Source organism: Mitsuaria sp. MSU3D, assembly GCF_056867975.1.
This window is the reverse complement of sequence record NZ_CP200314.1, coordinates 3,375,245-3,400,526: the sequence shown is the minus strand read 5'-3', so window position 1 is coordinate 3,400,526 and position 25,282 is coordinate 3,375,245. Positions and strand designations below refer to the sequence as shown.

Genomic DNA, 25,282 nt, shown 5'->3' with positions numbered 1-25,282 from the left:
AAGGCTGGAAGGCCTTCCGCTGGAGGTCGCGCAGGAGTTTGTCGATCACAGGATGGGGCATCGCTGCAACAGGACCGAGCCTCCATGTCCTGTTTGCTCGTCACCACTCAAGACCTGGCACGCCACCGGCTGTTGGACCTGCGGTTGGCGGCGGAATTCAGGGTGGGAGGGGCCGCTTCCAGCGGCGCCTGAAGCACACCGATAGAACGGCGCCGACGACCGCCGACGACCGCCGAGAAGACCCGACGATTGCTCACGCGTGAGTCCGCCTCATTCGCAGACTCCGCCGCCTTCAGCCTGCAGTCGTCTGCAACCGCGTCCTCATTTCCGCCGCGTACTCGGTGAACCCCAGCGACCGGTAGAGCTCCCGGGCGTCCTCGGTCGCGCCGAGCCGGACCTCGTTGATGCCCAGCCCGCGCAGGTGATCGAGTGCGGTCACGACGAGCGCCTTCGCGACCCCGCGGCGGCGATGGGTGCCGGCGGTGAAGACATTCGTGACCCGGGCCATATGGCCGTCGGGATTGCCGCGCGTCGGTCCCCAATCCAGCAGGACCACGCCGGCGCCCCCCACGACGATCCCGTCGTCGACGGCGAACCAGCCCAGATAGCTGCCGGACCCGATGCGCGGCTTCACCCAGGCCGAGTAGGCGGGGCGACGCTCGGCATCGTCCTCGCGAAAGCAGCCATGCGCCGCGACTTGATCAGCGTCGGAAGGGGCGACGCGCCGAATGACCCAGGGTGTGTCCATGCGGGCATTGTCGGTGCCTCGCCTCGGCATCGCCTCTGCGGGCGGTACCGCACCATGCTGGCCAACAGGAACAATGACGAGATGACCGCTACCGCTTCTACAAGAGTTCCGACCAGGGGCGCCAGGGGCCATCGGCGCGACTAGCGCTGCTCGGCAACCAATTGCGTCAGTAGCCGTGCCAGTTCAAGCGCCTCTTGCTCTCCGAGTTCAACTGGATCGCCGTGTGGTTCCACAGTCTTGATGTAGATCCTTCCCGCTGGATCGACCCACACGACTATGTCTCCGCTGGCAAGCTTGAAGATGCTGCGCTCTGGATTTTTCACACACTCTCCTCGAGGGCTGCCAGCGGTGCCGCAGCGGACCTAATCGCCAAACTGGTTGATCGCTTCCATCTAACTCGGGTCAAGTGCAATAGAGTGGCTCATCGTGCCGTGAAGACGAGGTGGCTACCTGCCTTCATGGTGGAACTGTACCGATGGCTGAAGTTCGTTTCCAGACTTGATCAGCCCGTGAGCCCGCACAGTGCCTCCGCTGATGGCCAGGTGCGAGCACTGTCGCGACCCATAATCCCCCGCATGAAACTTGTAGTGGCTGTTCATTTCGATGGCGCCCAGGCGAATGCCGCCGCCGTGGCGTTCGATGCCTGGGATGCCGCTGAAGCGGAGAAGACTTACGTCTCGCGCATCGCTCATGTCGAGAAGGCTGTCCGCGGAGAACTCGACCTGCGGGAACTGCCCTGCGTGACGCAACTGCTGCGCGAGCACAACCTGGAACCCGAGCTCCTCCTGATCGACGGCTTCGTCCATCTGGATGGCGACGACACGCCGGGCCCCGGTCAGCACCTGTACCAGGCGCTGGGCGGCCGGGTGCCCGTTGTCGGTGTCTCGAAGAAGAGCCTGCCGGGTCTGTCGTCGCAGTTCGAGGTCATGCGCGAAGAGGAAACGCCGCCGCTGGTGGTGACCTGCGCGGGCATCGACATCGGCGCGGCCAAGGTGAGGCTGCGATCCATGCACGGCAGGAAGCGCGTGCCGACGCTCATGAAGCTCGCCGCCCGCCTCGCGAAGAACGCGGACTGATAGAGTGCCCCGCGCCGCCCATTGGCGGCGTGACAACCCCAAGGGAGATGGAGCGATGAGCGAGCGCAATCAACGGCTGGATGATCTGCTGGCCGACAAGAGGCCCGAGATCGAAGCGCACTGGACGTCCATGCGCGAGGGGGAAGGCTCGGCGCATACGCAGGCGGCGACCGACGCCATCGATGCCGAGATCCAGGCGTTCTTCGATCGTCTGAAGGCCTTGCCGGAGCCGGCGACGGACGCCTTGGTGCTGGCCGAGATGAGGCAACTCTACGATGGGTTGTATGAGGTCATGGAGGCCGCCGACGATGGCCTGCTCGAAACCGACGAGCGGGAGCTGCTGGTCCCGCTGTTCATCGACGCCGCGGCAGTCTGCGGTGTGGATCCCGACGAATACGACGGTGAGCCGGGTGGGGAGTACCGGGACTTCTGAGCGGGGATCAACACGCGGGCCCTTGCAAAGGGCGCGCATCGGAGGAGTGGCACTGATGAACGATCTTTGGAAACAGCTCGAGGACTGGCTCGCCGCCAATTGGCCGGAGGGGCTCGCTTCCCTCAACCCGCCCGCGACGGACGAAGAGATCTCCGCGCTGGAGCAGGCGCTCGGCGCTCGGCTTCCTCAAGACTTCATCGACTGCCTGAAGATCCACAACGGGCAGTCGGACTCGGCCGGCGGCCTGTTCGACAACGCCGACTTCCTGCCCACCTCCGCCATCCTGGACCAATGGACGGTCTGGAAAGAACTGCTCGACTCGGGGGACTTCGAGGGCATCGAGTCCGAACCGGAAGAGGGCATCCGCAACGACTGGTGGAACGCGCGCTGGATCCCTTTCACCTACAACGGCGCAGGCGATCACTATTGCCTCGACCTCGCGCCGGATGAGGCCGGGCAGGTCGGCCAGGTCATCACCATGTGGCACGACTCGAGCGAGCGGGAGATCCTGGGGAACAGCTTCGCGGCATGGCTGAAGCAGTACGTATCGGATGTCCTGGCCGGCGAGTACGTGTACTCGGACGATTACGGCGGTCTGGTTCCCAAAGAGGACGCCTGACGCTGCCAGCGGGCGAACGGGCAACGCCTGGCCCCTCATTGCACCTCGACGTCTCGGGTGAACTCCCGTGTCGTCCGGACTGGGAGATCGGTCCCAAGTGGAAGGTCTTCGGCAAGGGGGCCTTCCACTGCATCCGTCTGATCCGGGCCTGCGAGGCCTCCATCCGGACCGGGGCGGCGGTGGTGTTCTGCTGAGACGGGCGTGTGCGGCCGGAGGTGATACAAGCTCCCCATCGCCCCGCCTGGCCAGTGGGTGCCCCAGGCACCGAACCTGCCGCCCCGTCGCCGATGCCATTGATCCCTTCACCGAGTCCCTCCGACCCCCGCGCCGCCGACCTGCGCCGCATGAAGCGTGTCGCGCTGGGCTGCCTGCTCGCGTCGCTCGCCGGCCTGATCGTGAGCCTCCTCATGGGCGCTCAAGGCCCCTGGGCCTGGCTCAAGGCCTTCTGCGAGGCCGCCGCCATCGGCGGCCTGGCCGACTGGTTCGCCGTCGTCGCGCTGTTCCGGCACCCGCTCGGGATTCCGATCCCGCACACCGCGCTCATTCCGCAAGGCAAGCACCGCATCGCCGACAGCCTCGCCGAGTTCGTCCGCGACAACTTCCTCCACCCCGAGGTGTTGCTGCAGAAGCTGGAGATCCTCAACCCCGCCGAGCGCCTCGGCCAATGGCTGCGCGAGCCCGTCAACCTCGCGCAGGTCACCGGCTCCGTCCGCACGATGGCCGTGGAGGCGCTCTCGCTGCTCAACGAGCAGGCCGTGCGCCGCGCCATCGGCGAGTTCCTCGTCGCCCGCGCGCTGTCCTGGAACGCCACCGGCACGGCCGCCTCGGTCCTGGATGTGCTGACCAAGTCCGGCCGCCACCAGGACGTGCTCGACGGGGCGCTGTCCAAGCTGCGCGACTACCTGTCCACCCCCGAGGTGAGGGCGCTCGTCGCCGCGCGGCTGGTGAAGTTCGCCAGCGCCCAGTGGCCGAAGGCCGTCAAGCTCGTCGACACCATCGCCAACGTCGACAAGATGGCCGACAGCCTGTCCGACAAGCTCGCGCTGCAGCTGGTCGAGGAAGTGCAGACCGCGCTCTCGCAGCCGGACCATTCGGTGCGCCGCCAGTTCGACGACTGGATCCACGAGTTCATCGATCGCCTGCGCCAGGACCCCGAGTTCGCGCGCGAGGTCAACGCGATGAAGGACCGCGTCGTGCAGAGCGACGACGTCCGCGCCTACCTCGACGGCGTCTGGACGGAAGTCCGCGCCACCATCGAGCAGGACCTGCGCCGCGACGACTCCGTGCTGATGCGGCACCTGGACCAGTCGCTGGCGGCGCTCGGCGACCGGCTGAGCCGCGATCCGGCGCTGGTGCAGGCGATCAACGAGCATGTGCTGTCCGCCGCGGGCCGCATGGTCGGCGGCATGCGCGAAGGCATCACTCGCCACATCGCGACCACCGTGAAGGACTGGGACGACCGCAGCCTCGTGCGGCAGATCGAGCTCAGCGTCGGCCGCGACCTGCAGTTCATCCGCCTCAACGGCACGCTGGTGGGGGGCGTCATCGGGCTGTTGCTCTACGCGGTGACGATCCTGGCGCAGCGCTGAATGGAGTCGGTCGACGGCCGAATCGACGACGATCGTTGTTTAATGAACATCACTCGTTGTTCATTGAGCATCGACTGTGGCCTAATCCACAACGTCGACTTCCAGGCGTTTTCTCCGATGAACACGGCATTGATGAGCGAGCTTGTGGGCGGCGCGGGGCGCTACCGCGCGCTTCGTTGTCTCTATGAACAGCCTGAACGCGAGTTCGGCACACGCGAGCTGGCGGCCGCCGCCGAGATCGACGCGGGCAATGCGTCGCGTTGGCTCCGTCGCTGGACGGAGGTCGGCTTGGTCGATCGCAAGACGGTTCGGGGATTGCCTGTCTTCCAAGCCTCCACCGATCCGGCGCTTGCGCCGCTGCGCGCGCTGGTGATGCAGGACAGCGAGCTCGTCCGCGTCATGCGGGAGCATCTCGCCACGATCAAAGGCCAAGTGGAAGCCGCTGCCCTGTTTGGGTCAGCGGCACGCGCAGACATGCATTCCGACAGCGATATTGATCTTCTCGTGTTGACCCCCGACCTCTCGCGCCTTCAAGCTCAGGCCCACTTCAAACCAGCCGGGCGCGCGCTGAAGCGGGCCGTCAACGTGCTGGTCTACACGCCCGAGGACTGGCGCCAGGCACGCGACGATCGCAACCCCTTTGTGCTCGACATCCTCGGTCATCCGACCGTCGAGCTCAAAGGATCGCTGCATGCTCCGTAAGCCAGAAGATTTCTACAAGGAAGGCAGCAAGGTCTTCCGCAAGGCACCGTTCAATGCCACCTCCATCAAGGGCTGGATCACGATCTCCGAGGGCAAGGTCGCTGACTCGCTTCGACCGGAGAACTCCAGCACGACGCGGCTCGGCGCCGCTTATGACGCGATCCTCAACCTGAGCTTTGCATTGCTGTGTTCCAAGGGATGGCGCTGCACTTCCGCAGATGGGCATCACGTCCAGGCGCTGGAAGCGGCTTGCGCGTACGCCGGGTTGTCGTCGAATGTCTTCGACCAGCTGGATGCCATCCGTGATCTGCGGAACGACCAGTATCAAGGGGTCCCCGCGACATCGAAGGATGTCGACGAGGCCCTCGCGCTGATGGAGCGCATCGTCCCGGAGTTGTTGTCGCTGCTTCCCATGAGGCCGTAGCGGCGGTGCTCCGCTCGCACGTAGACTCCGGCGACCGTTCATTTCCCGAGAGCCCACCATGCCCCGTTACGTCGCCTTCCTCCGCGGTGTCAGCCCGATGAACGCCCGGATGCCGGACCTGATCCGTGCGTTCGAGGCTGCCGGCTTCACGCGGGTGAAGACCGTGATTTCGAGCGGCAATGTCGTCTTCGATCACCCCGGCGCACCGGTCGACGAGCTCGAACGCATCGCCGAGCAGGCGATGACCGACACGCTGGGCAAGACCTTCGGCACCACCGTGCGGCCGGTCGAACACCTCAGACAGATCGTCGACGCCGAGCATCACGCCGTCTTCAATCCACCGGCCGCGGCCAAGCAGCTGATCACCTTCCTGAAGAAGCCGCACGAGGGCCAGGTCTCGCTGCCGCTCGAAGGTGAGGGCGCCGCGATCTGCAAGCTCGACGGCGTCGAGGTCTACAGCCACTACCTGCCCAACGACAAGGGCCCGCTGTTCATGACGATGCTGGAAAAGACCTTCGGCAAGCAGATCACCACGCGCACCGTCGACACCGTGCGCAAGTGCATCAAGGCCTGACGCTCACGACGCACAGCTCACGCACCACGGACGGCGCACGATGGAACGCGCGCGCCGGCCTCACGACAGCACGTTGTAGAGCCGCAGGATCCACCACTGCTGCACCGCCAGCGCGACCAGCACCAGCGCCCATTGGAAGCGCCGGCTGGTGACCAGCGCCGCGACGCCGCACAGCACGATGGCCGCCGCCGTCTTCACGCCGTAGGCCGTGCCCAGTTCCTGCAGGTGCGCCACGCCCTTGAGCGCACTGTCCGCCACGTCCAGCAGCAGCGTGAACGCGAGGATCCCGAAGAACCAGCGTCTTCGCGACTGGAAGTAGTCGCGGTAGCCGGCGTACTCGGCGATGTCGTCGGGGAAGAGGATCGCGCACAGCAGGTACAGCACCGCGCTGTAGCCGACCACGAACGCGAACTGCAGGAAGTGCCACGGGCCCATGCGGCTCAGCGCGAATTCCCACCACCAGAAGTGGATCAGCGTCACCAGCATGTAGAGCGCCCACAGCAGGTGGACGCCGTCGACCTCCAGCCGGCCCGGGTGCTGCACGAACTTCGCCAGCCCCGACAGCAGCCGCGCGATCGACAGGCTGACCACCATGCTCAGCACCATCCGGATGTGGATGAACTGGGTCGGATCGATCGCGGTGTGGTCCATCGGTCGGGCTCCTGGCGCGGCACCGGTTCGTGGCGCCATCGAGGGCAGTCGAGCAGGGCGGCGGCGTCAGGCGCGCCGCCACGGACGCATGATGCGCCTCAGGCCACGCACGCCCGGTTCTTGCCGGTGCGCTTGGCCTCGTAGAGCGCCTCGTCGGCGCGGTCCAGCGCCTGCTCCATCGTCTCGCCCGCGCGGAACAGCGTCACGCCCGCCGAGAAGGTGACGAACACGTCGCGTCCCTCGTGCATGAACAGGCTGGCCGACAGCGAGCGCTGCAGCCGCAGCAGCACCGCCTGCGCCTCCTCGAGCGGCGCCTCGGGCAGGATCAGCACGAATTCCTCGCCACCCCAGCGCCCGACCTTGTCGCCCGGTCGCAGCAGTCCCGACACCCGCGACGCCAGCGCCTTCAGCGCCTCGTCGCCGGCCGCATGGCCGAGGTTGTCGTTGAGCTTCTTGAAGTTGTCGATGTCCAGCAGCGCCAGCGCCAGCGGCTTGGGATCGCGGTCGAGCTTGGCCCGTTCGGTCTCGAAGGTCGCGATCAGGCCGCGCCGGTTGGCCACCTGCGTCAGCTGGTCGGTCTGGACCTCGCTGGACAGCCGCCGCAACTCGCCTTCCAACTGCTCGACGCGCCCGGCGAGCTGCGTCGCGCGGTCGTGTTCGTCGCGCAAGCGGCCTTGCGTGTTCTGCACCAGCGACTGCACGCTGCGGCTTTCCTCGACCATCTCGCGCACGACGCCCGCCAGGCTCTCCAGCGAGTCCGCCTGTTCGATCACGGTCGCGTACTTGCCCACGCTGTCGCTGAAGCGGTCGGTGTGCTGGCCGAGTTCGCCGAGCTCCTGCAGCATCCGGTTGATCAGGCCCTTGAGCGCGTCGCGGGCGCGGCCGCGTTCCTCGCGCAGGCTGTGCTGGCGCTCGCGCGTGCTGTGCAGCAGCTCGCTGACCGAGCGCACGCTGCGCGCCGTCAGGCCCTGCGCCAGCGTCTGGCTCATCGCCTCGCACTGGCCTTGCGCCCAGGAGTCGTCCTCGGCCAGGTCGGTCAGGCTGCCGGTCAGCTCGCCGCAGAGCTTGCCCAGCTCGGTGAACGCGTGATTGCGGTGGTCCAGCCAGCGCCGCGCGCGGATGCACAGCGCATCCATCTGCGCCGCGCGCTCGGGCGTCGCGCCGTCGCGGATGAGCTCCGCATGCGCCACGCCCAGTTCGTCGATCAGTTCCTGCGCCCGCGCGTCGTCCGAGCGCAGTGCGTGCCGCACGGTGCCGTTCAAGTGCGTGCCGACCTCCTGCCACGATTGCAGGCCGGCGTCGGAGGTGGCCGACGTCCCGGTGGCCGCAGTGGCCGCGGTGTCTGCGGTCGAGCCACCCATCAACGTGTCGAGCGTGCCGTAGCGGCCGCCTTCCGCATTGGGCGCTGCCGCGGCGCCGGCCTCCGCCGGCGGTTGGGCGATCTCTTCGTCGGTGAAGAACTGCGTCGGCGTGCCGGCGCGCTCTTCGTCCTCGTCGTCATCGTCCTGTGCGACCGATGCGGCCCGCGCCGCGCCGGAGCCGACCGTGGACGGCAATTCATCCAGCGGGGCCGGTTGCGTCTCGACGCGCGAGTCGCCCACGTCGCTGTCCCAGCTGGCGACCAGCTGCTTCAGGCGCAGGGTCAGTCGTTGCGGGTCGCTGCGATTGCTCTGCAGCACGCGCAGCACGCCGTCCTTCTTGCGCGCCAGCGTCCATTGCCGGCCGCCGCGTTCCAGGCCGCGCATCATCCGTTCGATCAGCTGGGCCAGTTGCTCGGCCTGGGCGCCGGGGCCGTGGGTCTGCTGCAGCCCTTCCAGCGCGCGCTGGAGCTCGTCCCACCTGCCTTCGCGCACCTGCGTCGCGAAGCCCTGGCGCTGCTGCGGATCCGGCACGGCCAGGCCCAGCAGCCGCGCCACCGATGCCTGTGCACGTTCGGGCAACTGCGTGCCCGCGCCGCCGCGGGCGGGCTCGCCGGACTCCTGCGCATAGGCGCGGGCGTAGTTCTCGGGGGTGGGTTCCAGCTTGTCCAGCGCCAGCCGGCGCAGGGCCGCTTTTGCCAGGAGAGCGGGGGGCTGCTGCGGCATCGGTCGGAGCTCGGTGAAAACAGGGAAGGGCGCTGACGCTCGCGGCCGGAACCGGGATCAGCGTGTCGGAAGGTCTTCGCCGGCGTCGGACGTCGGCAGGATCCAGGGAGCCTTGCGCGGCAGCACGGTCTGCGCGAGCCAGCGCTCCAGGTCGTCCGGCGGCAGCGGTTTGCTGAACAGGAAACCCTGCATCAGGCTGCAGTCCAGTCTGCGCAGCACTTCCATCTGCCGCAGCGTCTCGACGCCCTCGGCGATGACCTGCAGGCCCAGCGAGCGCGCCAGCGCGATGATCGCGGTGACCACCGCCGAGCTCTGCGGCGTGATGCCCAGGTCGCGGACGAAGCTGCGGTCGATCTTCACTTCGGAGATCGGCAGCGTCGTGAGATACGCCAGCGACGAGTAGCCGGTGCCGAAGTCGTCGATCGAGATCTCGACGCCGACCTCGTTGAGCCGGTGCAGCGACGGGATCACGCTCTGCAGGTCCTTCATCAGGCCGGTCTCGGTGATCTCGAGCTGGATCGCGCGGTGCGGCACGCCCCACTGGCTGACGAACTGGTGGATGTGCTCGACCAGGTCCGAACGCTCGAACAGCCGGTTGGGCAGGTTCACCGCGATGGACTCGCTGAAGCCGAAGTTGAGTTGCCAGACCTTGGCCTGGCGCGCGGCCTCGCGCAGCGCCCATTCGGACAGCGGCACGATCAGGCCGGTCTCCTCGGCCAGCGGGATGAAGTCGCCCGGCGGCACCAGCGTGTTGCCGCGGCGCCAGCGCATCAGCGCTTCGGCGCCGACCATGCGGGCGGTGCGGACGTCGATCTTGGGCTGGTAATGCAGCACCAGCTCGTCGCGCTCGATCGCCTTGTGCAGCGCGGACTCGAGCTCGAGCTTCTCGCGCCCGCGGCCCGCCAGCATCGGCGAGTACAGCGCCGACGCGTTGCGGCCCTGGTTCTTGACCGCGTACATCGCGACGTCGGCGTTGCGCAGCAGGTCGGCCATCGTCAGGCCGTCGCGCGGGTAGAGCGAGATACCCACCGACGCGGTCACGAAGCATTCCTGGCCGGCGATGAAGATGGGTTCGCGCAGGGCGTCCAGCACGCGCTGGGCGACGCGCTCGGCATCGCTCTCGTCGCCGACCTCGGGCAGCAGCGCGACGAACTCGTCGCCGCCCAGGCGGCCCACCGCCTCCAGCGTGCGGTGCGAGCGCGTGCCGACCGATTCCAGCATCCCCTCCATCACCTGGTCGCTGTGACGCACGCAGGAACGCAGGCGGCGGCCGACCTCCATCAGCAGGTCGTCGCCGGCGGCGTGGCCCAGCGTGTCGTTGATGACCTTGAAGCGGTCCAGGTCGATCAGCAGCAGGCCGACCTCATGACCCATGCGACGGCCGGCCTCGATGGCGCGCTCGGCGCGCCACATCAGCTGGCGGCGGTTCGGCAGGCCGGTCAGCGCGTCGAAGTTGGCCAGCTCGCGGATGCGGTCCTCCGCCATGCGGCGGTCGGTCACGTCCTGGATGACGCCGGTATAGCCGCAGGCGTTGCCGTGCTCGTTGAACTCGGGCTCGGCCTCGATGTGGATGACGCGCTTGCGGCCGTCCAGCAGCGTGAACGGCAGGTCGGTCACCAGCACCGAGTTGTGGGCGACCACGTCGCGCAGCAGGCGCATGAAGAGCAGGCGCTCCTCGCGCGGCACCATGCGCATCACGCCGATGAAGTCCAGCGGATCGGCGGGCCCGCGGCCGAAGACGCGCAGCGCCTCGTTGGCCAGCTTGAAGCCGTGGCCGGTCTGCCACTCGAAGCTGCCCATGCGGGCCAGGTCTTGCGCGCGGGCCAGCTTGGACTTGCTGCGCTCCAGTTCCTGGCGCGTGCGCGAGCTGCGCAGCATGTAGCGCAGCCGGCCGGCCAGCAGCCGCCATTGGGTGGACTTGACGAAGAAGTCGGTCGCGCCGGCCTGGTAGGCGCGGTTGATCGAGGCCTCGTCGTCGAGGCCGGTCAGCATCAGGATCGGCGCGTTCTCGAAGCCGGGCAGGTTGCGCAGGCGCTCGCAGGTCTCGAAGCCGTCGAGGTCCGGCATCAGCGCGTCCAGCACGATCAACTCGGGCGTCCATTGCGTGACCAGCTGCAGCGCCTGCTGCCCGCCGGTCAGCGCGGTGACCTCGAAGCCGTGTTCCTGCAGCGCCGCCTCGATCAGCATCAGGTTGACCGCGTCGTCGTCCACCAGCAGGACGCGCGGCCGTTCGATCAGTTCGCCTTCCTTCACGACGCGGCTCATCGTGGGGGGTGAAGCAGTTGTTGCATGGCGAGGCGGGCGGCGGCGATGTCGTCCAGCACGGTCCCGATGAGGTCGGCCAGGCCGTCCTCGCGACCGGCGCGGGCCAGGCCTTCGATCTCGGCGCAGCGCTGCGACAGCACCGTCGCACCCAGGCTGGCTGCGGCGGACTTCAGGGTGTGCGCCACGTGGCGCAGTGCGTTCAGGTCGCGGGGCGCGTCGCGCCCCTGCGCGAGGATCTGCTCCTGTTGATCCAGCGACTTCAGGAAGGCGGCCACGACACGTTCCAGCAGATGGTTCACGCCGGCCGGATCCAACTCGCGCAGACGGGCGAGCGCCTGATCGTCCAGCACGGCGGGTTCGGGCTGTGTCCGGGAGGGCATGGTCGTGGCGTAGTCTGGTGACATCTTCTGATCATGGCGCCGCAGGAGGTTCCACGCGGAGTTGCAGACCATTGTCGTTCACCGCAAGGATGCGAGCGTGCGAAAAAGCAGTCAATTCTGGTGTTCTTGGAGACGCCGCTCGGGGTAAGTCCTGGGGTGGGTGTCGCATCCATGCCGCCTGACGCGAAGCGCCGGGCATCCCCGCCCCGCGTTCGAGGCCCGGGGGTCAGCGCTTGCCTGCCTACAATGGTCCGCATGAACAGGTTGGGGGAAGCCGCGGCGCGCCGTCGGCCATGGAAGGGAGCCGCGCTGGCCTTGGGGCTGGCGGTCGTGGTCCTGCTTCTCCTGCTGGCGCTCAACCTCGAGCCCACCGGCCCGGGCCTGGTGCTGACCGCCGTGATGGCGGGCGCCGCGCTGATGATCTTCGTGGCCGCGCTGACCTGGCACCTCGCGGTGCGGCTGGCGCGGGCGCAGTTCGGCGAGCTGCTGCGCGAGAGCCGGCAGCAGGCGTTGTCGCTGACGCAGCTGCAGCCGGACTGGCTCTGGCAGACCGACGCGCAACACCACCTCGTGCGCTGGCAGGCGCCGCAGGGCGCGCCCGCCTCGAGCTGGGCCGGCACGGCGATGAACGGCGCCGTGACGCAGCGACTGTGGGAACGTTTTCAGTCCTTGCCCGTCCTGTCCCCCGGGCCGGACGATTCACCGCCGGACGGCCTGCTGCCGGATGTGCGTCGCCATGTCGAGCCGGGACAGAGCTTCGACCGCCTGCGTGTCGTCGACGGTCAGGGCCGCCGCTGGGAACTGCGCGGCCAGGCGACGACCGACGCCGCGGGCCGATTCGCGGGTTATCTCGGCGCGGCGCGCGTGCTCGACGAAACGTCGGCGACGAGTCCGGACACGACACCGTCGGGCGCCTCGGCGGGGGCTGTCCCCACCGCCACGACGGACTGGCTGCAGGCACTGCCCGGCCCCGCCTGGCTGTTGAGCGACGGTGGCGGCGCGGGCGGCGGGTCCGGGTCGTCCACGCGCCTGATCGATTTCAACGAGGCGGCCGCGCAGATGATGGGCGGCTCGGAAGCCCGGGGTCAGCTGTGGCGCGCCTGCGAGGAAAGATTGCCCGAGGAGCTCCGCCAGGCGCTGGCGCAGCCCGACCTGCAATCCGGCAGCGCGTGCGGCGCCTGGTGGCTGTGCCTGACGGCGCTGCCGCACGGCGGCGGCACGCTGCTGACGCTCTGGCCGCAGGGCGCGGTCGAGACCGTGCCGGCGGCGCTCGCGATGCAGGCCGCGGAGCAGGCGCGGGCCGACCAGGCCTCGTTCAGCTACACCGTGTCGCACGACCTGCGCGCGCCGCTGCGCGTGGTCGAGGGCTTCACCCGCATCCTCAAGGAAGACTACGGCCGGCTGCTGGACCGCGCCGGCAACGACCACCTGGACCGGGTGCTCGGCGCGTCGACGCGGATGCACAGCATGATCGACTCGCTGCTGGCGTTGTCGCACCTGTCGTCGCAGGCGCTGCGGCACGAGACGGTGGACCTGTCGCTGCTGGCGTCGCAGGTGCTGGACGAACTCCGCCGCGGCGCCCCGAACCGTGCGGTCGATGCCCAGGTCCAGCCGGGCCTGCGCGTGCAGGGCGATCCGACGCTGCTGCGGATGGTGCTGGAGAACCTGCTCGGCAACGCCTGGAAGTACAGCGGCAAGCGCGACCACGCCGAGATCCGTTTCGAATCCGAGCAGCGCCAGGGCGAGCGGGTGTTCGTCGTCACCGACAACGGCGCGGGCTTCGACATGCGTTTCGCGGACCGCCTCTTCGGCGTGTTCCAGCGGCTGCACAGCGCGAGCGATTTCCAGGGCACCGGCGTCGGGCTGGCGTCGGCGCGGCGCATCGTGCGCCGGCACGGCGGCGACATCTGGGCGGAGTCGGAAGTCGGGCAGGGCGCCCGGTTCTACTTCACGCTGCCGAACTGAGCGGCGACAGATCCGCGTCCGTCGGGGGATGAGCCGCCGGGCGGATCAGCTCCCGAGCGCGAGCTGCTCGACCGCCTCGACGATGCGTCGGGCCTGTTCCCCGGTTTCGACCGACTGTTCCGCGGCCATGCGCTCCAGGCGCGACAGCGCCTGCGCGCGTGTCAGCGAGTAGCGGTGCATCAGCACGCCCAAGGCCATCGCCTCGATCACTTCGAGTGACGCGCTCGGCTCGACGGCTGGCGCCGGCGGGGCCGCGACGGTGCGCGCGGGTCGGTTGGCGAAGGCGGCCTCGACGGCGGGGACGATCTGGTGGATGTCCAGCGGCTTGACGAGGTAGGCGAGGGCGCCGAGTTCCTTCACCTTGGCGATGGTGGCCTCGTCGGCGAAGGCCGAGAGGAACATGAAGGGCAGCTGCAGGTAGTCGCGCAGGTAGCCGGCGACGTCGAAGCCGGTCATGCCTTCCATGCGGATGTCGAGCAGCGCGAGGTCGGGGCGGTGCTGGCGCGCGATGAGGATGGCGTCGTCGCCGTTGTCGGCGTCGAGCACCTCGTACCCGGCCTGGGCGAGCCCGTGCGTCAGGGTGGCGAGCACCAGCCGGTCGTCGTCCACGACCAGGATGCGGCCCTTGCCGCTCGCGCCCACGTCCTTGCTCACGCTGTCCACGCTGCTCCCGAATCCAAGGCAACCCCGATCAACGGGGGACTGGAGATTGTCACCGAAATGCCGTGGACGGGTCCGCAGAGGCCGGACCCCGGTTTCGGGTGGTCACAACCGACCCCGCGGGCGGGGCGCGGCGCTGCCGTCGACGTGGGAATCGGGAATGCGTTGCACACACGCGGAGAGTGCCGACACGGATGCGGCGGACAGTCCCTGATCACGGCAACTCTGCGCCCATTGATCGAGCGCGGCCTCTTCGACCTCGTCGATGACGGCGCTGGCGCCCGCCTCGTCGAGGTCGAAGCTCGTGGCGGCGGACAGCATGTTTTCGCGCGTGGCCCACGCGCCGAGATCGCCGACGCCCAACGCCTGTTGACGGACCCTGGGAGGCCGCAGCGCAGGGACGATGTCGTAGGCGGGCGCGAGGCGGAAGGCGTCGGGACGTTCCTCGTCCGCCAGCATGCCGTGATTCCGATCGTGATCGTCACCGTTGCCGACGACGGCGTTGAACACCATGCGCCGGAACAACTCGCGGCGGTCTGCCGCGCTGCGCGCGGAGAGCCGACCCAACTCGCGCGCAAACCGAGGATACGAGCCGAAGAAGCTGTAGCGCTGGGTCGATTCCCCGTTGGCCAGCAAGGTGCGCGCGCTGAGGAATGCATCGCGTGTCCATCCCCCGTCGCGCGCGGTGCGGTCAAAGCGTCGCACGAGCAGCACGTCGAGGTCCGCGATGGAGACCACTTCATGGACGACTGCCCGGATGCCGCATCGGCTCGCGAGCGTCAACGCCGCGGCTTCCAATCGTGCCATCGGCGCTTGCGCCGAGTCGCGCCGCGACGGGAACTTCACCAGCCACTGCTGACGACCGTCGGCGATGGTGATCTTCGGTCGCGCGCCGCCGAGGCCCGTGTTGGGCAACAACTGGCGCTCCAGCTCCGGTGGCAAGGGACGTTGGAGATCGAGCGCCGATACGACATGACACGCATCTTCAAGCCAGGACCGATCCCAAGGATCAAGCCATTCAGGCAACCGCTCTGGAGATTCGCTGAACGCCAGATGACCGACATGATCCTGTTGCGATTTCAGCAGGTAGTCGATCGGCGACGATTGCTGACCGTAGGCGCGATCGATGACATAGCGGCCCCAGTCGTCTGGGGATGCATCGGCGATGACACCGAAGAGTCCGCCGAGCGATGCCGTTGTCTTTGGGGAGTCGTTCAACGGCAGAGCAATTGGATCGATTGGCAAGGCGTCGTTGCGTTCCAGATAGCGACGACCATAGACGAACGCTCCTTGAGCCGATCCATTCGCAACGGCCTCGTGCGTGAACCGGCCGCACAACGTCGGTTGCGTTTCCCCAGGTAGAAAGCACCAGACGTAGGCGGACTTAGAAGTCATTGTCGGTAGCTCTTTTCACACGCACGCGCCGGCCATGTGCGCCGAGTTCGAGCGTGAGTCCGGTGTGGTCCAGACCAGCATCCGCGACCACATCGATCTGTTCGTTGAGTCCGAGCGCCCAGAGCGCGCGTAGATAGGCGCCGAATCCAGTGCCGAGGTCTCCGCGTTCAATCGCCGCGATCGACTTTGTCGACAGGTCCGCCCGGGCGGCCAGGTCTTCCACGCGCCAACCGCGACGAGTGCGTGCGGCACGGACTCGCGCGCCAAGCGCGCTGGCTTGGGCGATGAGTGCGTCTGGATAGGGTCTGGCCGGCGTTCTCACGAAATGACTCCTTCGTGGAATATTAGCCTAGTGCCGTATTTATGGAAATAAAAGCGGTTTAATTGGTTTAATAAAGGGTTTTATAGCGCCTCCAGCAACTGCACGCCGGGCGGCCACAGGCTGAGCTCGCAGACGACCTGATCGCCGTCCTGCGTCAAGCCGAGCAGCGCGCTGCGCCTGGGCAGCAGCGCGCGCACCAGACCCAGTCCGGACACGCCGCCGCGCACCTGCGCGAGGTCGAATCCCGCCGGCAGCGTCCCCTGGTTGACGATGCGCAGCACCACCTGCTCGGGATCGAAGCGCAGTTCGCAGCGCACCGGCGTCTCGCCGCCGTGTTTCACCGCGTTGGTGAACAGCTCGTTGAGCGTCAGCGCGATCGGGATCGCCTCGGCCTCGGGCAGGCCCCAGCGGTGCGACTGCTCGGCCATCGCGCCGTCGATCTCGACCAGGATCTCCCGTCCGAACATCCGCTGCACCGAGCCCATCACCGCCTCGACCACCTTGCGCAGCCGCAACGGTCCCGACATGCCCACCTGCAGCCCGTAGACCTGCGCGATCGCCTGCACCTGACCGACGGCCTCGTTGATGACCGTCCGCACCTCGGGCCGTCGCGCCGCGATCTGCTGCAGCAGTCCGGCCACGCCCTGGAGGTTGTTCTTGATCCGATGGTGGACCTCGCGCACCAGCAGTTCGCGCTGCGCGATCGCGGCCTCCAGACGGGCGGCCTCCTGCGCGCGTTGCTGCGTCACGTCGGTGGCAACGAGCAGCAGCTGCTCCGGCTCCAGCTCGCCGCTGGCGTCGTTGACGCCGGCCAGATGCAGCAGGCGCGCGTCCCAGATGCGCGCCTGTCCGCGAACGGTCAGCCGGTACTCGCGCTGCAGCACCTCGCTGCTCTGCAGCGCGAATTCCATGTCCGAGCGGATCGTCTCCGCCTCGTCGCCGCTGCCGAAGAGTGCTTCCAGGCTCGCGCCCAGCAGCTCTTCCTCCGGCCGGCCGGCCAGCGCCGCGGCGGCCTGGTTGATCTGGCGTACCTGCAGCGTGCGGGCGTCGTGCAGGCTGATGGCGATGGGCGCGGCCTCGATGATCCGGTGCAGCGAGGCCTGCGCCTGCTGGCTCTGCGCCTCGGCCTGGCGGCGGCGTTCGATGTCGAGCAGCGCGTAGGTCAGCTGGCGCGAGCTGTCCGGCCCGACCGTCGCCACGGCGTTGCCGACCACCCAGAACTCCCGCCCGTCGCGCGCGACCACGCGGCACTCGAAGGTCTCGGCCTGGCCCTCGGGCAAATCGTCGAGGTAATGCGTCTGGCGGAACGGATGATCCGGCGCCTCGGTCGCGACGCTGCTGATCGGCTGCCCGGCGAATTCCGGCAGGTCCCCGCCGAACATCCGCCGCGCCGAGCGGTTCATCCATTCGATGCCCTGCCGGCCCACCGTCACGATGCCCACGAGCACCGAGTCGAGCACCGCGCGTTCGCGCTCCGTCTGCAGGTTCAGCGAATGCTGCAGCAGCTCGTTGCGCTCCTGCGCCTGCTGGTGATCGGTGATGTCGACGGTCAGCACCGAGGTCGTCTTCTGGCCCGAGGCCAACTGGCCGATCTCGACACGCGTCATCAGCCAGCGCAGTCCGTGCTCGGGATGCCGGACCGCGTAGCGTGCCACCGTCGGTGTCGCCTGCTTCAGCGCTTGCTGGAGCTTCTCGTATTCGGCGCGCGATTCGGGCTCGACCATGTCGCGGTTGACGCCCTGCAGCGCGGGCGCCGGCCGCATGCCCTCGTCGCCGGGGACGGGCGGCGACGGTGGCGCGCCGGTGCCGGGCCGCGACCAGCCGCCTTCCGCCTGGAAGGTCGCCAGCCCGACGCCGGCCGTGTCCATCAAGGTCTGCAACTGCTGCTGCGCGAGCTCCAGATCCTGCTCCGCGCTGCGATCCTCGAGCATCACCAGCGTGCGCGGCCGCGTCCACGGGCCGCTCAGCCGGCGCGCGCGCACGCGGATCCAGCGTCGACGATCGCCGGGCGGCGCGAGCAGTGCGTTGCGGTGCGTTTCCTGGCCGGACTCCGGCGCCTTCGCATGCAGGAGATCGCGCCACTCGGGCGGCAGCTCGTGCAGGCTGATCGGCATCTGCGGACTCAGCCGCCGGCACAGCGCCGCGAATGCGCCGTTGAAGCGCAGCAGCAGGCCCTGGTCGTCGTGCATCAGCGCGGGCAGCGGGCAGAGATCGAGCCACTGGTCGATCTCCGACTGCATCCGTTCCGCGCGTTCCCGCGCCGCGAGTTCGGTGCTGTGGTCCTGCAGCAGCGCCAGGCCCAGCCCGCCGTCCAGCGGATGCACCCAGGCCTGCAGCAGGTGATCGCGGCCCTGGTCGTCGACCAGACGCAGCTCCTGCGCCTTGCCGCTGGGCAGCAGGCGCTCACCTTTCAGGGAGACCTCGCCCATCAGCCCCTGCAGCCGTGCGTTGGTCAGCAAGACCTGGCCCTTGGCGTCCAGGACAAAGGCCGGCCACGGGCCTTCCCACAAGCCGGCGAGCAGGTCGGCCAGCGCCAGGCCGCGCGCGGTCAGCAGCGCGCGCAGCGCGTCGAGATCGGGGGAGGCGAGGGGGAGTTGCGTCGACACGGGCCGAGTTTATGCCGGGTGGAGGCCGCCTATCAGCAACGGATTGAGCGTTGGCCGCCAGGTCGCAGGGCCCTGGCGGCAAGCGCCAGAACCCTGCGACCTGCCGTCCCGGACCGCCGTCCTACTTCCACGGTTTTGCGACCGGGGACTGCAATGAAAAAGGCCTCGCGGGGTTGCCGGCGAGGCCTCGTTGCAGTGGGCTTGGAGCCCTTTCTTATTCGAGTTGCGAGGCCTTGTGCAGCGCGCGCAGCACGGCGTGGTTCACTTCGTCCGGGCCCAGCATCAGCGTGTCGAGCGCGGCACGGACGTCGAAGACCGATTCGTTCTCGATCGCCTGCACCAGGTCCAGGTAGCCCTTGTACGGGCCGCTCTGGTCGACCAGCGCCTGGCGCACGCGCTCGGGCACCGGGATCGACTGCAGCAGCTTCTCGAACGGCTGCTTCAGCATGTGGTCCAGCAGCGAGAACAGGCCGCAGATGAACATCTCGTCGCGGACTTCGGAGTCCGTCATGCTCTTGGCCAGCTCTTCCATCACCAGGCCGCGGCGCAGCGCGCCGAACATCACCGGGCGCATCGCGTGATCCTTGCTGGCCGTGGCCAGCAGCAGCGCCAGCCAGCGGCGCAGGCGCGCATAACCCAGCAGCATGATCGCGTGACGGAACGAGGACACCTCGACCGACAGGCCGAAGGCCGCGGAATTCATGTAACGCAGCAGCTTGAAGGCCAGGCTCGGGTCGCGCTTGAGCGTCTGCTCCAGGCGTTCGACATCCTCGCCCTGGTCGACGCGCGACATCAGTTCGACGATCACCTGCAGGTCGGCCTGCGAGTCGTTGCGGGCAGCCGGGGCGGTAGGCGCCTCGAACTCGCCGTGCACGGTCCAGCCCAGCACGCCGGCCGCGCCGGCATCCAACGCCTGCTTGAAATCACCGCCGTTGCGGGCGCCGGAGACCAGCACCGACTTGCCCGCCGGCAGCGGACCGCCGCCGAGCTCCTGCAGGTCCAGCACCAGCTGCTTGAAGCCGGCCGCGTCGGAGCGACCCTTCAGCAGCGCGCCGCGTGCCTGCGCCTGGGCGGCCAGGTCGGCGTCGGACAGCAGGAAGGCGGGGACCTCAATCTTGAAATTGCCCGGCAGCGGGGCGGCCAGCAGGCCCTTGAGCAGGCCTTCGTGCGCCACGTTCAGCAGCACCGCCTTGGTCGGGAAAGCCTCGGCGAGCGCGGCCAGCAGTTCGCCCGCGTCGGGCGTGCCTTCGGGGCGAAGCGCGAACACCGTGACGCGGGTGGCCTCGATGTCGAAGGACTTGGAAACCAGGGGCGCGTACCCCAGGGCCACTTGGCCCAGCACGGCGTGTGTCGAGTTCATGCAGATCGGCGCATCAGGTGTTGATGTACTGGAACAGCGACATGCGCTGCACCATCGAGTAGGTCTTCAGCGCCGCATCGTAGCCCGTCTGCTGATTCTGGAAGTCGGAAATGCCCTGGGTCATGTCCAGATCCTCTGCGGCAGATTGCTCAGCCTGGTTGTAAACCTTGAGCGTCTGCAGGCGGGACTCCGAACCGTCCAGGTTGTTCATCTGCTCGCCCACCTGGCTGCGCACGTTGGCAAGGTTGTTCATCACCGCGTCCAGGTCGCGCAGGTTCACCAGGTTGGACTGCGTGATCTCGGGGCCGGTGCGGCCCGTGGTCTTGAGCGATTCGATGGTGCGGTCCAGCACCTCGAAGAGCTTGAGGTCCGCCGTCGAGGGCTTGACGCTGAAGGTGTCGCCGTCGGACGGCGCGCCGGCGATGGTCATCGCCATGCCGTCGAACTTGACGGTCTGGCCGGCGGCGTAGTTGTCGCTGGCGACCGGCACGTGGCCCTGGGATTCGTTGAAGACCGTGTAGGTCTGCGCCGGGGCCGTGCCGCTGACGACGATGCTGTAGCTGTCGCCCGTCACCAGCGCGGGATCGGTGACGCGGCCGGAGTCGATGTAGCCCGTCGAGGCCTTGCCGGTCAGCGCGTTGGGCGCGGGGCCGGTCTCGAAGGTGCCGTTGCCGCTGCGCGCCTGCTCCCAGGCCTGGCGGCCGTCGACGCTGAGCGGGTAGTTCTCGAGGTTGCCGGTCGTGACGTTGCCCGAGATCCCCTCGAAGCCGACGCCGCCGCCGATGCGGGCGCCCGACGCGTCGCGCTGGACCGGGTTGTCGAGGAAGGGCGTGCCGGAGGTGCCCTGGCCGGAGAACAGGTAGCCGCCCGCGCCGTCGGTGCGGTTGGCGATGGACAGCAGCTGGTCGCGCAGGCCCTGGACCTTGGTCGCCAGGCCCTGCCGCTCGGGATCGCTGTAGCTGGCGTTGCCGGCGGCGACCAGCGTCTCGCGGATCTGCTGCATCAGCTCGTTGGCGTCGCCCAGCGCACTTTCCGCCAGCGTCATGCTGTTGCGGCTGGCGTCCAGCGCGCGCTGGCTCGCGTCGACCTGGCCGAGCGAGGTGCGCGCGCGCTCGGCGCGGGCGGCGCCGGTCGGGTCGTCGCTGGCCTTCTCGACGCGCTTGCCGCTGGTCAGGCGCTGCTGCGCCTCCTGCATCTCCTGCTGGCGGCGTTGCAGCGTCGCGATGCTGGTGTCGAACATGTTGTTGGTCGAGAGTCGCATGGCTGCGTCCTTCAGTGTTCAGGCGATCGGTCGCTTATCGGTAGCCGGTCGCGTCAGCGGCCGACCACGCTCAGCAATTGGTCGAACAGGCTCTGCGCGGCCTGCAGCATCTTGGCGGCGGCCTGGTAGCCCTGCTGGAACTGCATCAGCTTGGCCGCCTCTTCGTCGAGGTTGACGCCGGCCTGGCTGGAGCGCGTCTGCTCCGTGTCCGAGGCCACCGTGGTGGAGACCTGCGCCAGGTAATCCGCGCCCTGCACGCGCGAGCCGATGTCGGCCATCGCGGCGGCGTAGGCCTCGTTGACGGTCTGGCCGCGCGACAGCGTGCCGTCGACCTGCAGCTGCTTGCCCAGGAAGGGCTCGCTCTGCATCGCGAGGAAGGCCTTGGCGTTGCCGTTGTTGGTGGCGACCACCTGGTCCGACACCTGCAGCGCGATCTTGTCGCCCTCACGCGGCACGCCGTTCAGGCTCAGCTCGAAGCCGAGGTCCACGCCGTTGGCCGGATCGTTGCCGATCTTGCCGCCGGCTTTCCAGGTGCCGCTGACCTGCGTGTTGTCCGACAGCGTGATCGTGTAGTTGATGCTGTTGTCGGCGTTGACGGCGCCGAACTCGACGGTCGCGGGCTGCTTGCTCTTGTCGAACTTGTCGTTGATCGCGTAGAGCGTGTCGACGGTCGCCGTGCCCTTGTTGTTGATGTTGGTCGTGCCGATGATCGGCGACGCCGCCGCCAGGCCCGCCGGATCGTCCAGCGCGCGCTTGAAGCTGCCCGCCGCGTTGGCCACCGGCTCCAGCAGGAAGCTGTCGCCCTGCTGCATGGTGCCGGTCGTCGACAGGCTGATGCCGTAGGCCGCCTTGATCTGGTCGTTGCTCATGATCGTCGGCTGGCCGCCCGGGCGCACCGCGATCTGGTAGCTGTCGGGCGTGCCGGTCGGGTCGGGGGTGACCGTGAAGGAGAGCGCCGGCACCAGCGCACCGTCCGTGACGGCGGCGCTGAGCTTGGCGTCGCCGCGGTTGGTCGCCGCCGGGAGCACCGTCGGATTGGCGATCGTGAACAGCGGGCCGCCGGCCTGCGCCTTCAGGTCGATGCCCAGGCTCTGCTGCTCGTTGACGCGCGTCGCGATCGCGGTCGCCATCTGGCCGAGCAGGTTGCGGGCGTCCTGCAGGTGGGTGTTCTGGTAGCGCAGCATCGCCGTGAGCGAGCCGCCGGTCAGTGTGCTGTCGTCCAGCGCGCGGGTGCCGCTGGTGTCGGTGATCGAGAGCTGCGCGCGGGCGCCGTCGTACGGGTCGGGCGTGACCGACAGCTGCTGCGCCTGGCCGCCGAGCACCAGCACCTGGCCGCCGCCGATGAACACGCCGGTCGTGCCGTCGCGGGCGTTGGGGACGGTGCTCACCTGCACGTACTGGCTCAGCTGCGAGATCAGCTGATCGCGCTTGTCGAGCAGGTCGTTGGGCGTGTGGCTGGTACCGGCCGAACGCGCGATCTGGTCGTTCGCCGCGGCGATCTGCTTGGCGAGCTCGTTGACCTGCTTGACGTCGGCGTTCATGTCGCTGACGACGCCCGACTGCAGGTCGGCCAACTGCTGGCCGGCGCTCTGGAACCGCGCGGCCAGCGCCTGCGCCTTGCCCAGCACGACCTGGCGCGCCGACGGATCGGACGGGCGGCTGGCCACGTCGACCAGCGCGTTCAGGAAGTCGTTGGCGGACTGGCCCAGGCCGTCCGAGCCGGTGGGGAAGAGCTTCTCCAGCTGCGCCAGCTGCGACTGCATCGTCGTGTCGGCGAAGGCCTGCGACTTGGCGGCCGCGGCCTCGCGGGTCAGGAACTCGTTGTGCGAACGGGTCACCGTCTGCACATTGACGCCCTTGCCGAAGTAGCCCGCGCCGGTGAACTGGCCCTCGGGCGTGGTCAGCACCACTTCCTGGCGGGAGTAGCCTTGCGTGTTCGCGTTGGCGATGTTCTGGCCGATGGTCTGCAGCGCCGCCTGGTTGGCGTACATGGCGCGCATGCCGAGCGACAGCAGCGGGGAGGTACTCATGGCGGGGTCCTCGGTCTTTCCTGGGCGTTCTAGGCGTGCAGGACGTACTCAGGGGCGCGCGATCAGGCCAGCGCGCGCTGCACGCGCATCGTGGTGTTGATCGTGCGCGCCAGCTTGGTCGCGTAGTCGGGGTCGGTGGCGTAGCCGGCCTTCTGCAGGCCCTTGGCGAAGCCCTCGGCGCTGCCGGTGTTGGCCTTGGCGACGACGTCGCGGTAGCGGTCGTTGTTGCCGATCAGCTTGGCGTAGTCCTTGAAGGCCTCTTCATAGCTGCCGTAGGCGCGGAACTTGGCCGTCACCTTGGTCGGCTTGCCGTCGACGTATTCGGTGGTCTGCACCTCGGCCACCTTGCCGGTCCAGTTGGCGCCGGCCTTGATGCCGAAGACGTTGAAGCTGCTCGAGCCGTCCTTGTTCAGGATCTCGCGCTTGCCCCAGCCGGACTCGTGCGCGGCCTGCGCGATCATGAAGCTGGCCGGGATGCCGGTCGACGCCTGCGCCGACTTGGCGGCGGCGTCGTGCTTCAGGATGAAGTCCTGCACGTGCGGCTGCACGTTCTTGACGGCCAGCGCCGGCAGCTGTGGCACCTTGGTCGCGTCCTTGGCGGTCGGCAGCTCGCCGTCCTTGACGCCCAACTGGCGCTGCAGGTGGCGCTCGATGGCCTGCGACAGGCCGCCGGGCAGGCCGGTCATCTTCGCGGCGTACTGCTGGTCGAGCATCTCGCCGCCCATCTGGGTCGCCGAGTTCTCCATCATCCCGCTGTTCATCGTGGCCTGGCGCATGCTCTTCATCACCTCCTGCATGAAGAGGGCCTCGAACTGGCGCGCGGTTTCCTTGACGGCGGCCTTGGGGTCGCGCGACGCGGTGCCCTTGAGCTGCTCGACGGAACGCGTGTCCGACGAGAGACCGTTGACGCCCATGCCGAGCGCGGTGCTGAGGGGGGTGGAGAGGGCCATGTCAGATCACCTCGAGCTCGGCGTTCAAGGCGCCGGCGCTCTTCATCGCCTGGAGGATCGCCAGCAGGTCCTGCGGCGTGGCGCCCAGCGTGTTGAGCGCCTTGACGACGTCGTTCAGGCGCGCGCCGGCCGGCAACTGGATCAGCGAGCCGGGCTCCTGCTTGATCGAGATGTCGGTCTTCTGCGTGACCGTGGTCTGGCCGCCGGACAGCGCGTTGGGCTGGCTGACCTGCGGCGTGCTGGAGATGGTCACCGCCAGATTGCCGTGCGCGACCGCGCAGGGCTGCAGCGTGACGGCCTGGTTCATGACGACCGAGCCGGTGCGGGCATTGATGACGATGCGGGCGGACGGGATCTCCTGGTCGAAGCTCAGGTTCTCCATGTCGGCCAGGAAGGCGACGCGCGCGTCCGGCGCCAGCGGGGCGCGGACCTTCACGACGCGGCCGTCCAGCGCCATCGCCGTGCCTTCGCCCTTGAACTTGTTGATGGCCTTGGCGACGGCGCGCGCGGTGCCGAAGTCGGAGGCGTTCAGGTCCAGCTGCAGCCACTCGTTCTGCTGCAGCGGCGTGGGCACGCTGCGCTCGACCAGCGCGCCGCCAGGGATGCGGCCGGCGCTCAGGTGGTTGATCTGGACCTTGGAACCGCCCGCGGACGCGCCGGCGCCGCCGACGACCAGGTTGCCCTGGGCGATCGCGTAGACCTGGCCGTCGGCGCCGCGCAGCGGCGTGGCGATCAGCGTGCCGCCGCGCAGGCTCTTGGCGTTGCCCATCGACGAGACGACGACGTCCAGCGGCTGGCCGGGTTGCGCGAACGGGGGGAGCGAGGTGGTGATCATCACCGCCGCGACGTTGCGCGGCTGCATGGTCACGCCCGGCGGGAGCAGCACGCCGAACTGCTGCAGCATCGCGGTGATGCTCTGGCCCGTGAACGGGGCCTGCGTGGTCTGGTCGCCGGTGCCGTCCAGGCCCACGACGAGGCCGTAGCCGGTCAGCGGGTTGGAGCGGACGCCCTGCACCGCGGCGACTTCCTTGATGCGCGTCGCCTCGGCCGGCGTCGCGATCGCGAGCAGGGCCATCAGCGCGAGCAGGCCGGAGGCCAGCAGGCGAGGGGAGCGGGAGAAGAAGCGGGGGAGGGTGTTGGGGTACATCTCGGTCACACGGTTGCAGACTCGTGTGACCGATTGTGGGG

At 68.6% G+C, this 25,282-nt stretch carries 22 protein-coding genes; 8 read left to right on the top strand and 14 right to left on the bottom strand.

The genetic code is table 11. From position 1 onward, the window contains the following. Positions 1-292: 292 nt before the first annotated feature. Positions 293-748 (bottom strand): GNAT family N-acetyltransferase, encoded by a 456-nt coding sequence (locus AC1VNM_RS14780; protein WP_483107405.1) that lies wholly within the window; start codon positions 746-748, stop codon positions 293-295. A 194-nt stretch (positions 749-942) separates the two neighbouring features. Here AC1VNM_RS14780 and AC1VNM_RS14775 point away from each other — a divergent pair, with 194 nt between their 5' ends. The 7 genes from AC1VNM_RS14775 to AC1VNM_RS14745 all read left to right on the top strand — a co-directional run bounded on the left by AC1VNM_RS14775 (position 943) and on the right by AC1VNM_RS14745 (position 6,165). Next, positions 943-1,824: a hypothetical protein gene (locus tag AC1VNM_RS14775; RefSeq protein ID WP_483107404.1), complete on the top strand. Its 882-nt coding sequence runs from the start codon at positions 943-945 to the stop codon at positions 1,822-1,824. Between the two features lie 55 nt (positions 1,825-1,879). Then, positions 1,880-2,257 (top strand): hypothetical protein, encoded by a 378-nt coding sequence (locus tag AC1VNM_RS14770; protein ID WP_483107403.1) that lies wholly within the window; start codon positions 1,880-1,882, stop codon positions 2,255-2,257. 55 nt (positions 2,258-2,312) lie between these two features. Further along, positions 2,313-2,876 (top strand): SMI1/KNR4 family protein, encoded by a 564-nt coding sequence (locus AC1VNM_RS14765; RefSeq protein WP_483109283.1) that lies wholly within the window; start codon positions 2,313-2,315, stop codon positions 2,874-2,876. A 344-nt stretch (positions 2,877-3,220) separates the two neighbouring features. Further along, positions 3,221-4,465 carry a DUF445 domain-containing protein gene (locus AC1VNM_RS14760; RefSeq protein ID WP_483107402.1) on the top strand — a complete coding sequence of 415 codons (1,245 nt, stop codon included), beginning with the start codon at positions 3,221-3,223 and terminating at the stop codon, positions 4,463-4,465. Then, the gene (locus tag AC1VNM_RS14755; protein ID WP_483107401.1) at positions 4,466-5,167 is read left to right on the top strand and encodes a nucleotidyltransferase domain-containing protein; all 702 of its coding nucleotides are present in this window, start codon (positions 4,466-4,468) and stop codon (positions 5,165-5,167) included. After that, positions 5,157-5,591, top strand: coding sequence for a hypothetical protein (locus AC1VNM_RS14750; protein WP_483107400.1), 435 nt, complete (start codon positions 5,157-5,159; stop codon positions 5,589-5,591). Before AC1VNM_RS14755 ends, AC1VNM_RS14750 begins: the two co-directional genes overlap by 11 nt. 58 nt (positions 5,592-5,649) lie before the next feature. Further along, the gene (locus tag AC1VNM_RS14745; protein ID WP_377161367.1) at positions 5,650-6,165 is read left to right on the top strand and encodes a DUF1697 domain-containing protein; all 516 of its coding nucleotides are present in this window, start codon (positions 5,650-5,652) and stop codon (positions 6,163-6,165) included. A gap of 60 nt (positions 6,166-6,225) precedes the next feature. On the opposite strand, the gene AC1VNM_RS14740 is transcribed toward AC1VNM_RS14745, so the two are convergent. The 4 genes from AC1VNM_RS14740 to AC1VNM_RS14725 form a co-directional block, all read right to left on the bottom strand. Continuing rightward, positions 6,226-6,816: a hypothetical protein gene (locus AC1VNM_RS14740; RefSeq protein WP_483107399.1), complete on the bottom strand. Its 591-nt coding sequence runs from the start codon at positions 6,814-6,816 to the stop codon at positions 6,226-6,228. 98 nt (positions 6,817-6,914) lie between these two features. Then, positions 6,915-8,900 carry a GGDEF domain-containing protein gene (locus AC1VNM_RS14735; RefSeq protein WP_483107398.1) on the bottom strand — a complete coding sequence of 662 codons (1,986 nt, stop codon included), beginning with the start codon at positions 8,898-8,900 and terminating at the stop codon, positions 6,915-6,917. Positions 8,901-8,957: 57 nt separating this feature from the next. Continuing rightward, a complete protein-coding gene (locus AC1VNM_RS14730; RefSeq protein WP_483107397.1) occupies positions 8,958-11,165 on the bottom strand; it encodes a putative bifunctional diguanylate cyclase/phosphodiesterase in 2,208 nt (735 codons plus the stop codon). Beyond that, entirely contained in the window at positions 11,162-11,569 is a 408-nt protein-coding gene (locus tag AC1VNM_RS14725; RefSeq protein ID WP_483107396.1) for an Hpt domain-containing protein, read from the bottom strand. The genes AC1VNM_RS14730 and AC1VNM_RS14725 overlap by 4 nt, the downstream gene beginning before the upstream one ends. A 231-nt stretch (positions 11,570-11,800) precedes the next feature. Between AC1VNM_RS14725 and AC1VNM_RS14720 the strand changes: the two genes are divergently transcribed. Continuing rightward, on the top strand, positions 11,801-13,510 hold the full coding sequence (locus AC1VNM_RS14720; RefSeq protein ID WP_483107395.1) for a sensor histidine kinase: 1,710 nt from the start codon (positions 11,801-11,803) through the stop codon (positions 13,508-13,510). 45 nt (positions 13,511-13,555) lie between these two features. On the opposite strand, the gene AC1VNM_RS14715 is transcribed toward AC1VNM_RS14720, so the two are convergent. From AC1VNM_RS14715 to AC1VNM_RS14675, 9 genes are all read right to left on the bottom strand, one after another. Continuing rightward, positions 13,556-14,164 carry a response regulator gene (locus AC1VNM_RS14715; RefSeq protein WP_377161383.1) on the bottom strand — a complete coding sequence of 203 codons (609 nt, stop codon included), beginning with the start codon at positions 14,162-14,164 and terminating at the stop codon, positions 13,556-13,558. Between the two features lie 111 nt (positions 14,165-14,275). Continuing rightward, on the bottom strand, positions 14,276-15,565 hold the full coding sequence (locus AC1VNM_RS14710; protein ID WP_483107394.1) for a type II toxin-antitoxin system HipA family toxin: 1,290 nt from the start codon (positions 15,563-15,565) through the stop codon (positions 14,276-14,278). Continuing rightward, positions 15,555-15,887 (bottom strand): helix-turn-helix domain-containing protein, encoded by a 333-nt coding sequence (locus AC1VNM_RS14705; protein ID WP_483107393.1) that lies wholly within the window; start codon positions 15,885-15,887, stop codon positions 15,555-15,557. Before AC1VNM_RS14705 ends, AC1VNM_RS14710 begins: the two co-directional genes overlap by 11 nt. Before the next feature lie 80 nt (positions 15,888-15,967). Beyond that, positions 15,968-18,493 carry a sensor histidine kinase gene (locus tag AC1VNM_RS14700; protein ID WP_483107392.1) on the bottom strand — a complete coding sequence of 842 codons (2,526 nt, stop codon included), beginning with the start codon at positions 18,491-18,493 and terminating at the stop codon, positions 15,968-15,970. A 214-nt stretch (positions 18,494-18,707) separates the two neighbouring features. Beyond that, positions 18,708-19,853 (bottom strand): EAL and HDOD domain-containing protein, encoded by a 1,146-nt coding sequence (locus AC1VNM_RS14695; RefSeq protein WP_377161393.1) that lies wholly within the window; start codon positions 19,851-19,853, stop codon positions 18,708-18,710. A gap of 13 nt (positions 19,854-19,866) precedes the next feature. Beyond that, positions 19,867-21,114: a flagellar hook-associated protein FlgL gene (flgL, locus tag AC1VNM_RS14690; RefSeq protein WP_483107391.1), complete on the bottom strand. Its 1,248-nt coding sequence runs from the start codon at positions 21,112-21,114 to the stop codon at positions 19,867-19,869. A 53-nt stretch (positions 21,115-21,167) separates the two neighbouring features. Further along, positions 21,168-23,144, bottom strand: coding sequence for a flagellar hook-associated protein FlgK (gene flgK / locus AC1VNM_RS14685; RefSeq protein WP_483107390.1), 1,977 nt, complete (start codon positions 23,142-23,144; stop codon positions 21,168-21,170). A 62-nt stretch (positions 23,145-23,206) separates the two neighbouring features. Further along, on the bottom strand, positions 23,207-24,094 hold the full coding sequence (gene flgJ, locus AC1VNM_RS14680; protein ID WP_377161402.1) for a flagellar assembly peptidoglycan hydrolase FlgJ: 888 nt from the start codon (positions 24,092-24,094) through the stop codon (positions 23,207-23,209). A gap of 1 nt (position 24,095) precedes the next feature. After that, positions 24,096-25,241 (bottom strand): flagellar basal body P-ring protein FlgI, encoded by a 1,146-nt coding sequence (locus AC1VNM_RS14675; protein WP_483109282.1) that lies wholly within the window; start codon positions 25,239-25,241, stop codon positions 24,096-24,098. Positions 25,242-25,282: the final 41 nt, after the last annotated feature.

Bases quoted from the DNA above. Each gene is read 5' to 3' on its own strand.
- AC1VNM_RS14780 (WP_483107405.1), bottom strand. From the start codon at position 748: ATGGACACACCCTGGGTCATTCGGCGCGTCGCCCCTTCCGACGCTGAT.
- AC1VNM_RS14770 (WP_483107403.1), top strand. From the start codon at position 1,880: ATGAGCGAGCGCAATCAACGGCTGGATGATCTGCTGGCCGACAAGAGG.
- AC1VNM_RS14765 (WP_483109283.1), top strand. From the start codon at position 2,313: ATGAACGATCTTTGGAAACAGCTCGAGGACTGGCTCGCCGCCAATTGG.
- AC1VNM_RS14760 (WP_483107402.1), top strand. From the start codon at position 3,221: ATGAAGCGTGTCGCGCTGGGCTGCCTGCTCGCGTCGCTCGCCGGCCTG.
- AC1VNM_RS14755 (WP_483107401.1), top strand. From the start codon at position 4,466: ATGGAGTCGGTCGACGGCCGAATCGACGACGATCGTTGTTTAATGAAC.
- AC1VNM_RS14750 (WP_483107400.1), top strand. From the start codon at position 5,157: ATGCTCCGTAAGCCAGAAGATTTCTACAAGGAAGGCAGCAAGGTCTTC.
- AC1VNM_RS14745 (WP_377161367.1), top strand. From the start codon at position 5,650: ATGCCCCGTTACGTCGCCTTCCTCCGCGGTGTCAGCCCGATGAACGCC.
- AC1VNM_RS14740 (WP_483107399.1), bottom strand. From the start codon at position 6,816: ATGGACCACACCGCGATCGATCCGACCCAGTTCATCCACATCCGGATG.
- AC1VNM_RS14735 (WP_483107398.1), bottom strand. From the start codon at position 8,900: ATGCCGCAGCAGCCCCCCGCTCTCCTGGCAAAAGCGGCCCTGCGCCGG.
- AC1VNM_RS14730 (WP_483107397.1), bottom strand. From the start codon at position 11,165: ATGAGCCGCGTCGTGAAGGAAGGCGAACTGATCGAACGGCCGCGCGTC.
- AC1VNM_RS14725 (WP_483107396.1), bottom strand. From the start codon at position 11,569: ATGTCACCAGACTACGCCACGACCATGCCCTCCCGGACACAGCCCGAA.
- AC1VNM_RS14720 (WP_483107395.1), top strand. From the start codon at position 11,801: ATGAACAGGTTGGGGGAAGCCGCGGCGCGCCGTCGGCCATGGAAGGGA.
- AC1VNM_RS14710 (WP_483107394.1), bottom strand. From the start codon at position 15,565: ATGACTTCTAAGTCCGCCTACGTCTGGTGCTTTCTACCTGGGGAAACG.
- AC1VNM_RS14695 (WP_377161393.1), bottom strand. From the start codon at position 19,853: ATGAACTCGACACACGCCGTGCTGGGCCAAGTGGCCCTGGGGTACGCG.
- flgL (WP_483107391.1), bottom strand. From the start codon at position 21,114: ATGCGACTCTCGACCAACAACATGTTCGACACCAGCATCGCGACGCTG.
- flgK (WP_483107390.1), bottom strand. From the start codon at position 23,144: ATGAGTACCTCCCCGCTGCTGTCGCTCGGCATGCGCGCCATGTACGCC.
- flgJ (WP_377161402.1), bottom strand. From the start codon at position 24,094: ATGGCCCTCTCCACCCCCCTCAGCACCGCGCTCGGCATGGGCGTCAAC.
- AC1VNM_RS14675 (WP_483109282.1), bottom strand. From the start codon at position 25,241: ATGTACCCCAACACCCTCCCCCGCTTCTTCTCCCGCTCCCCTCGCCTG.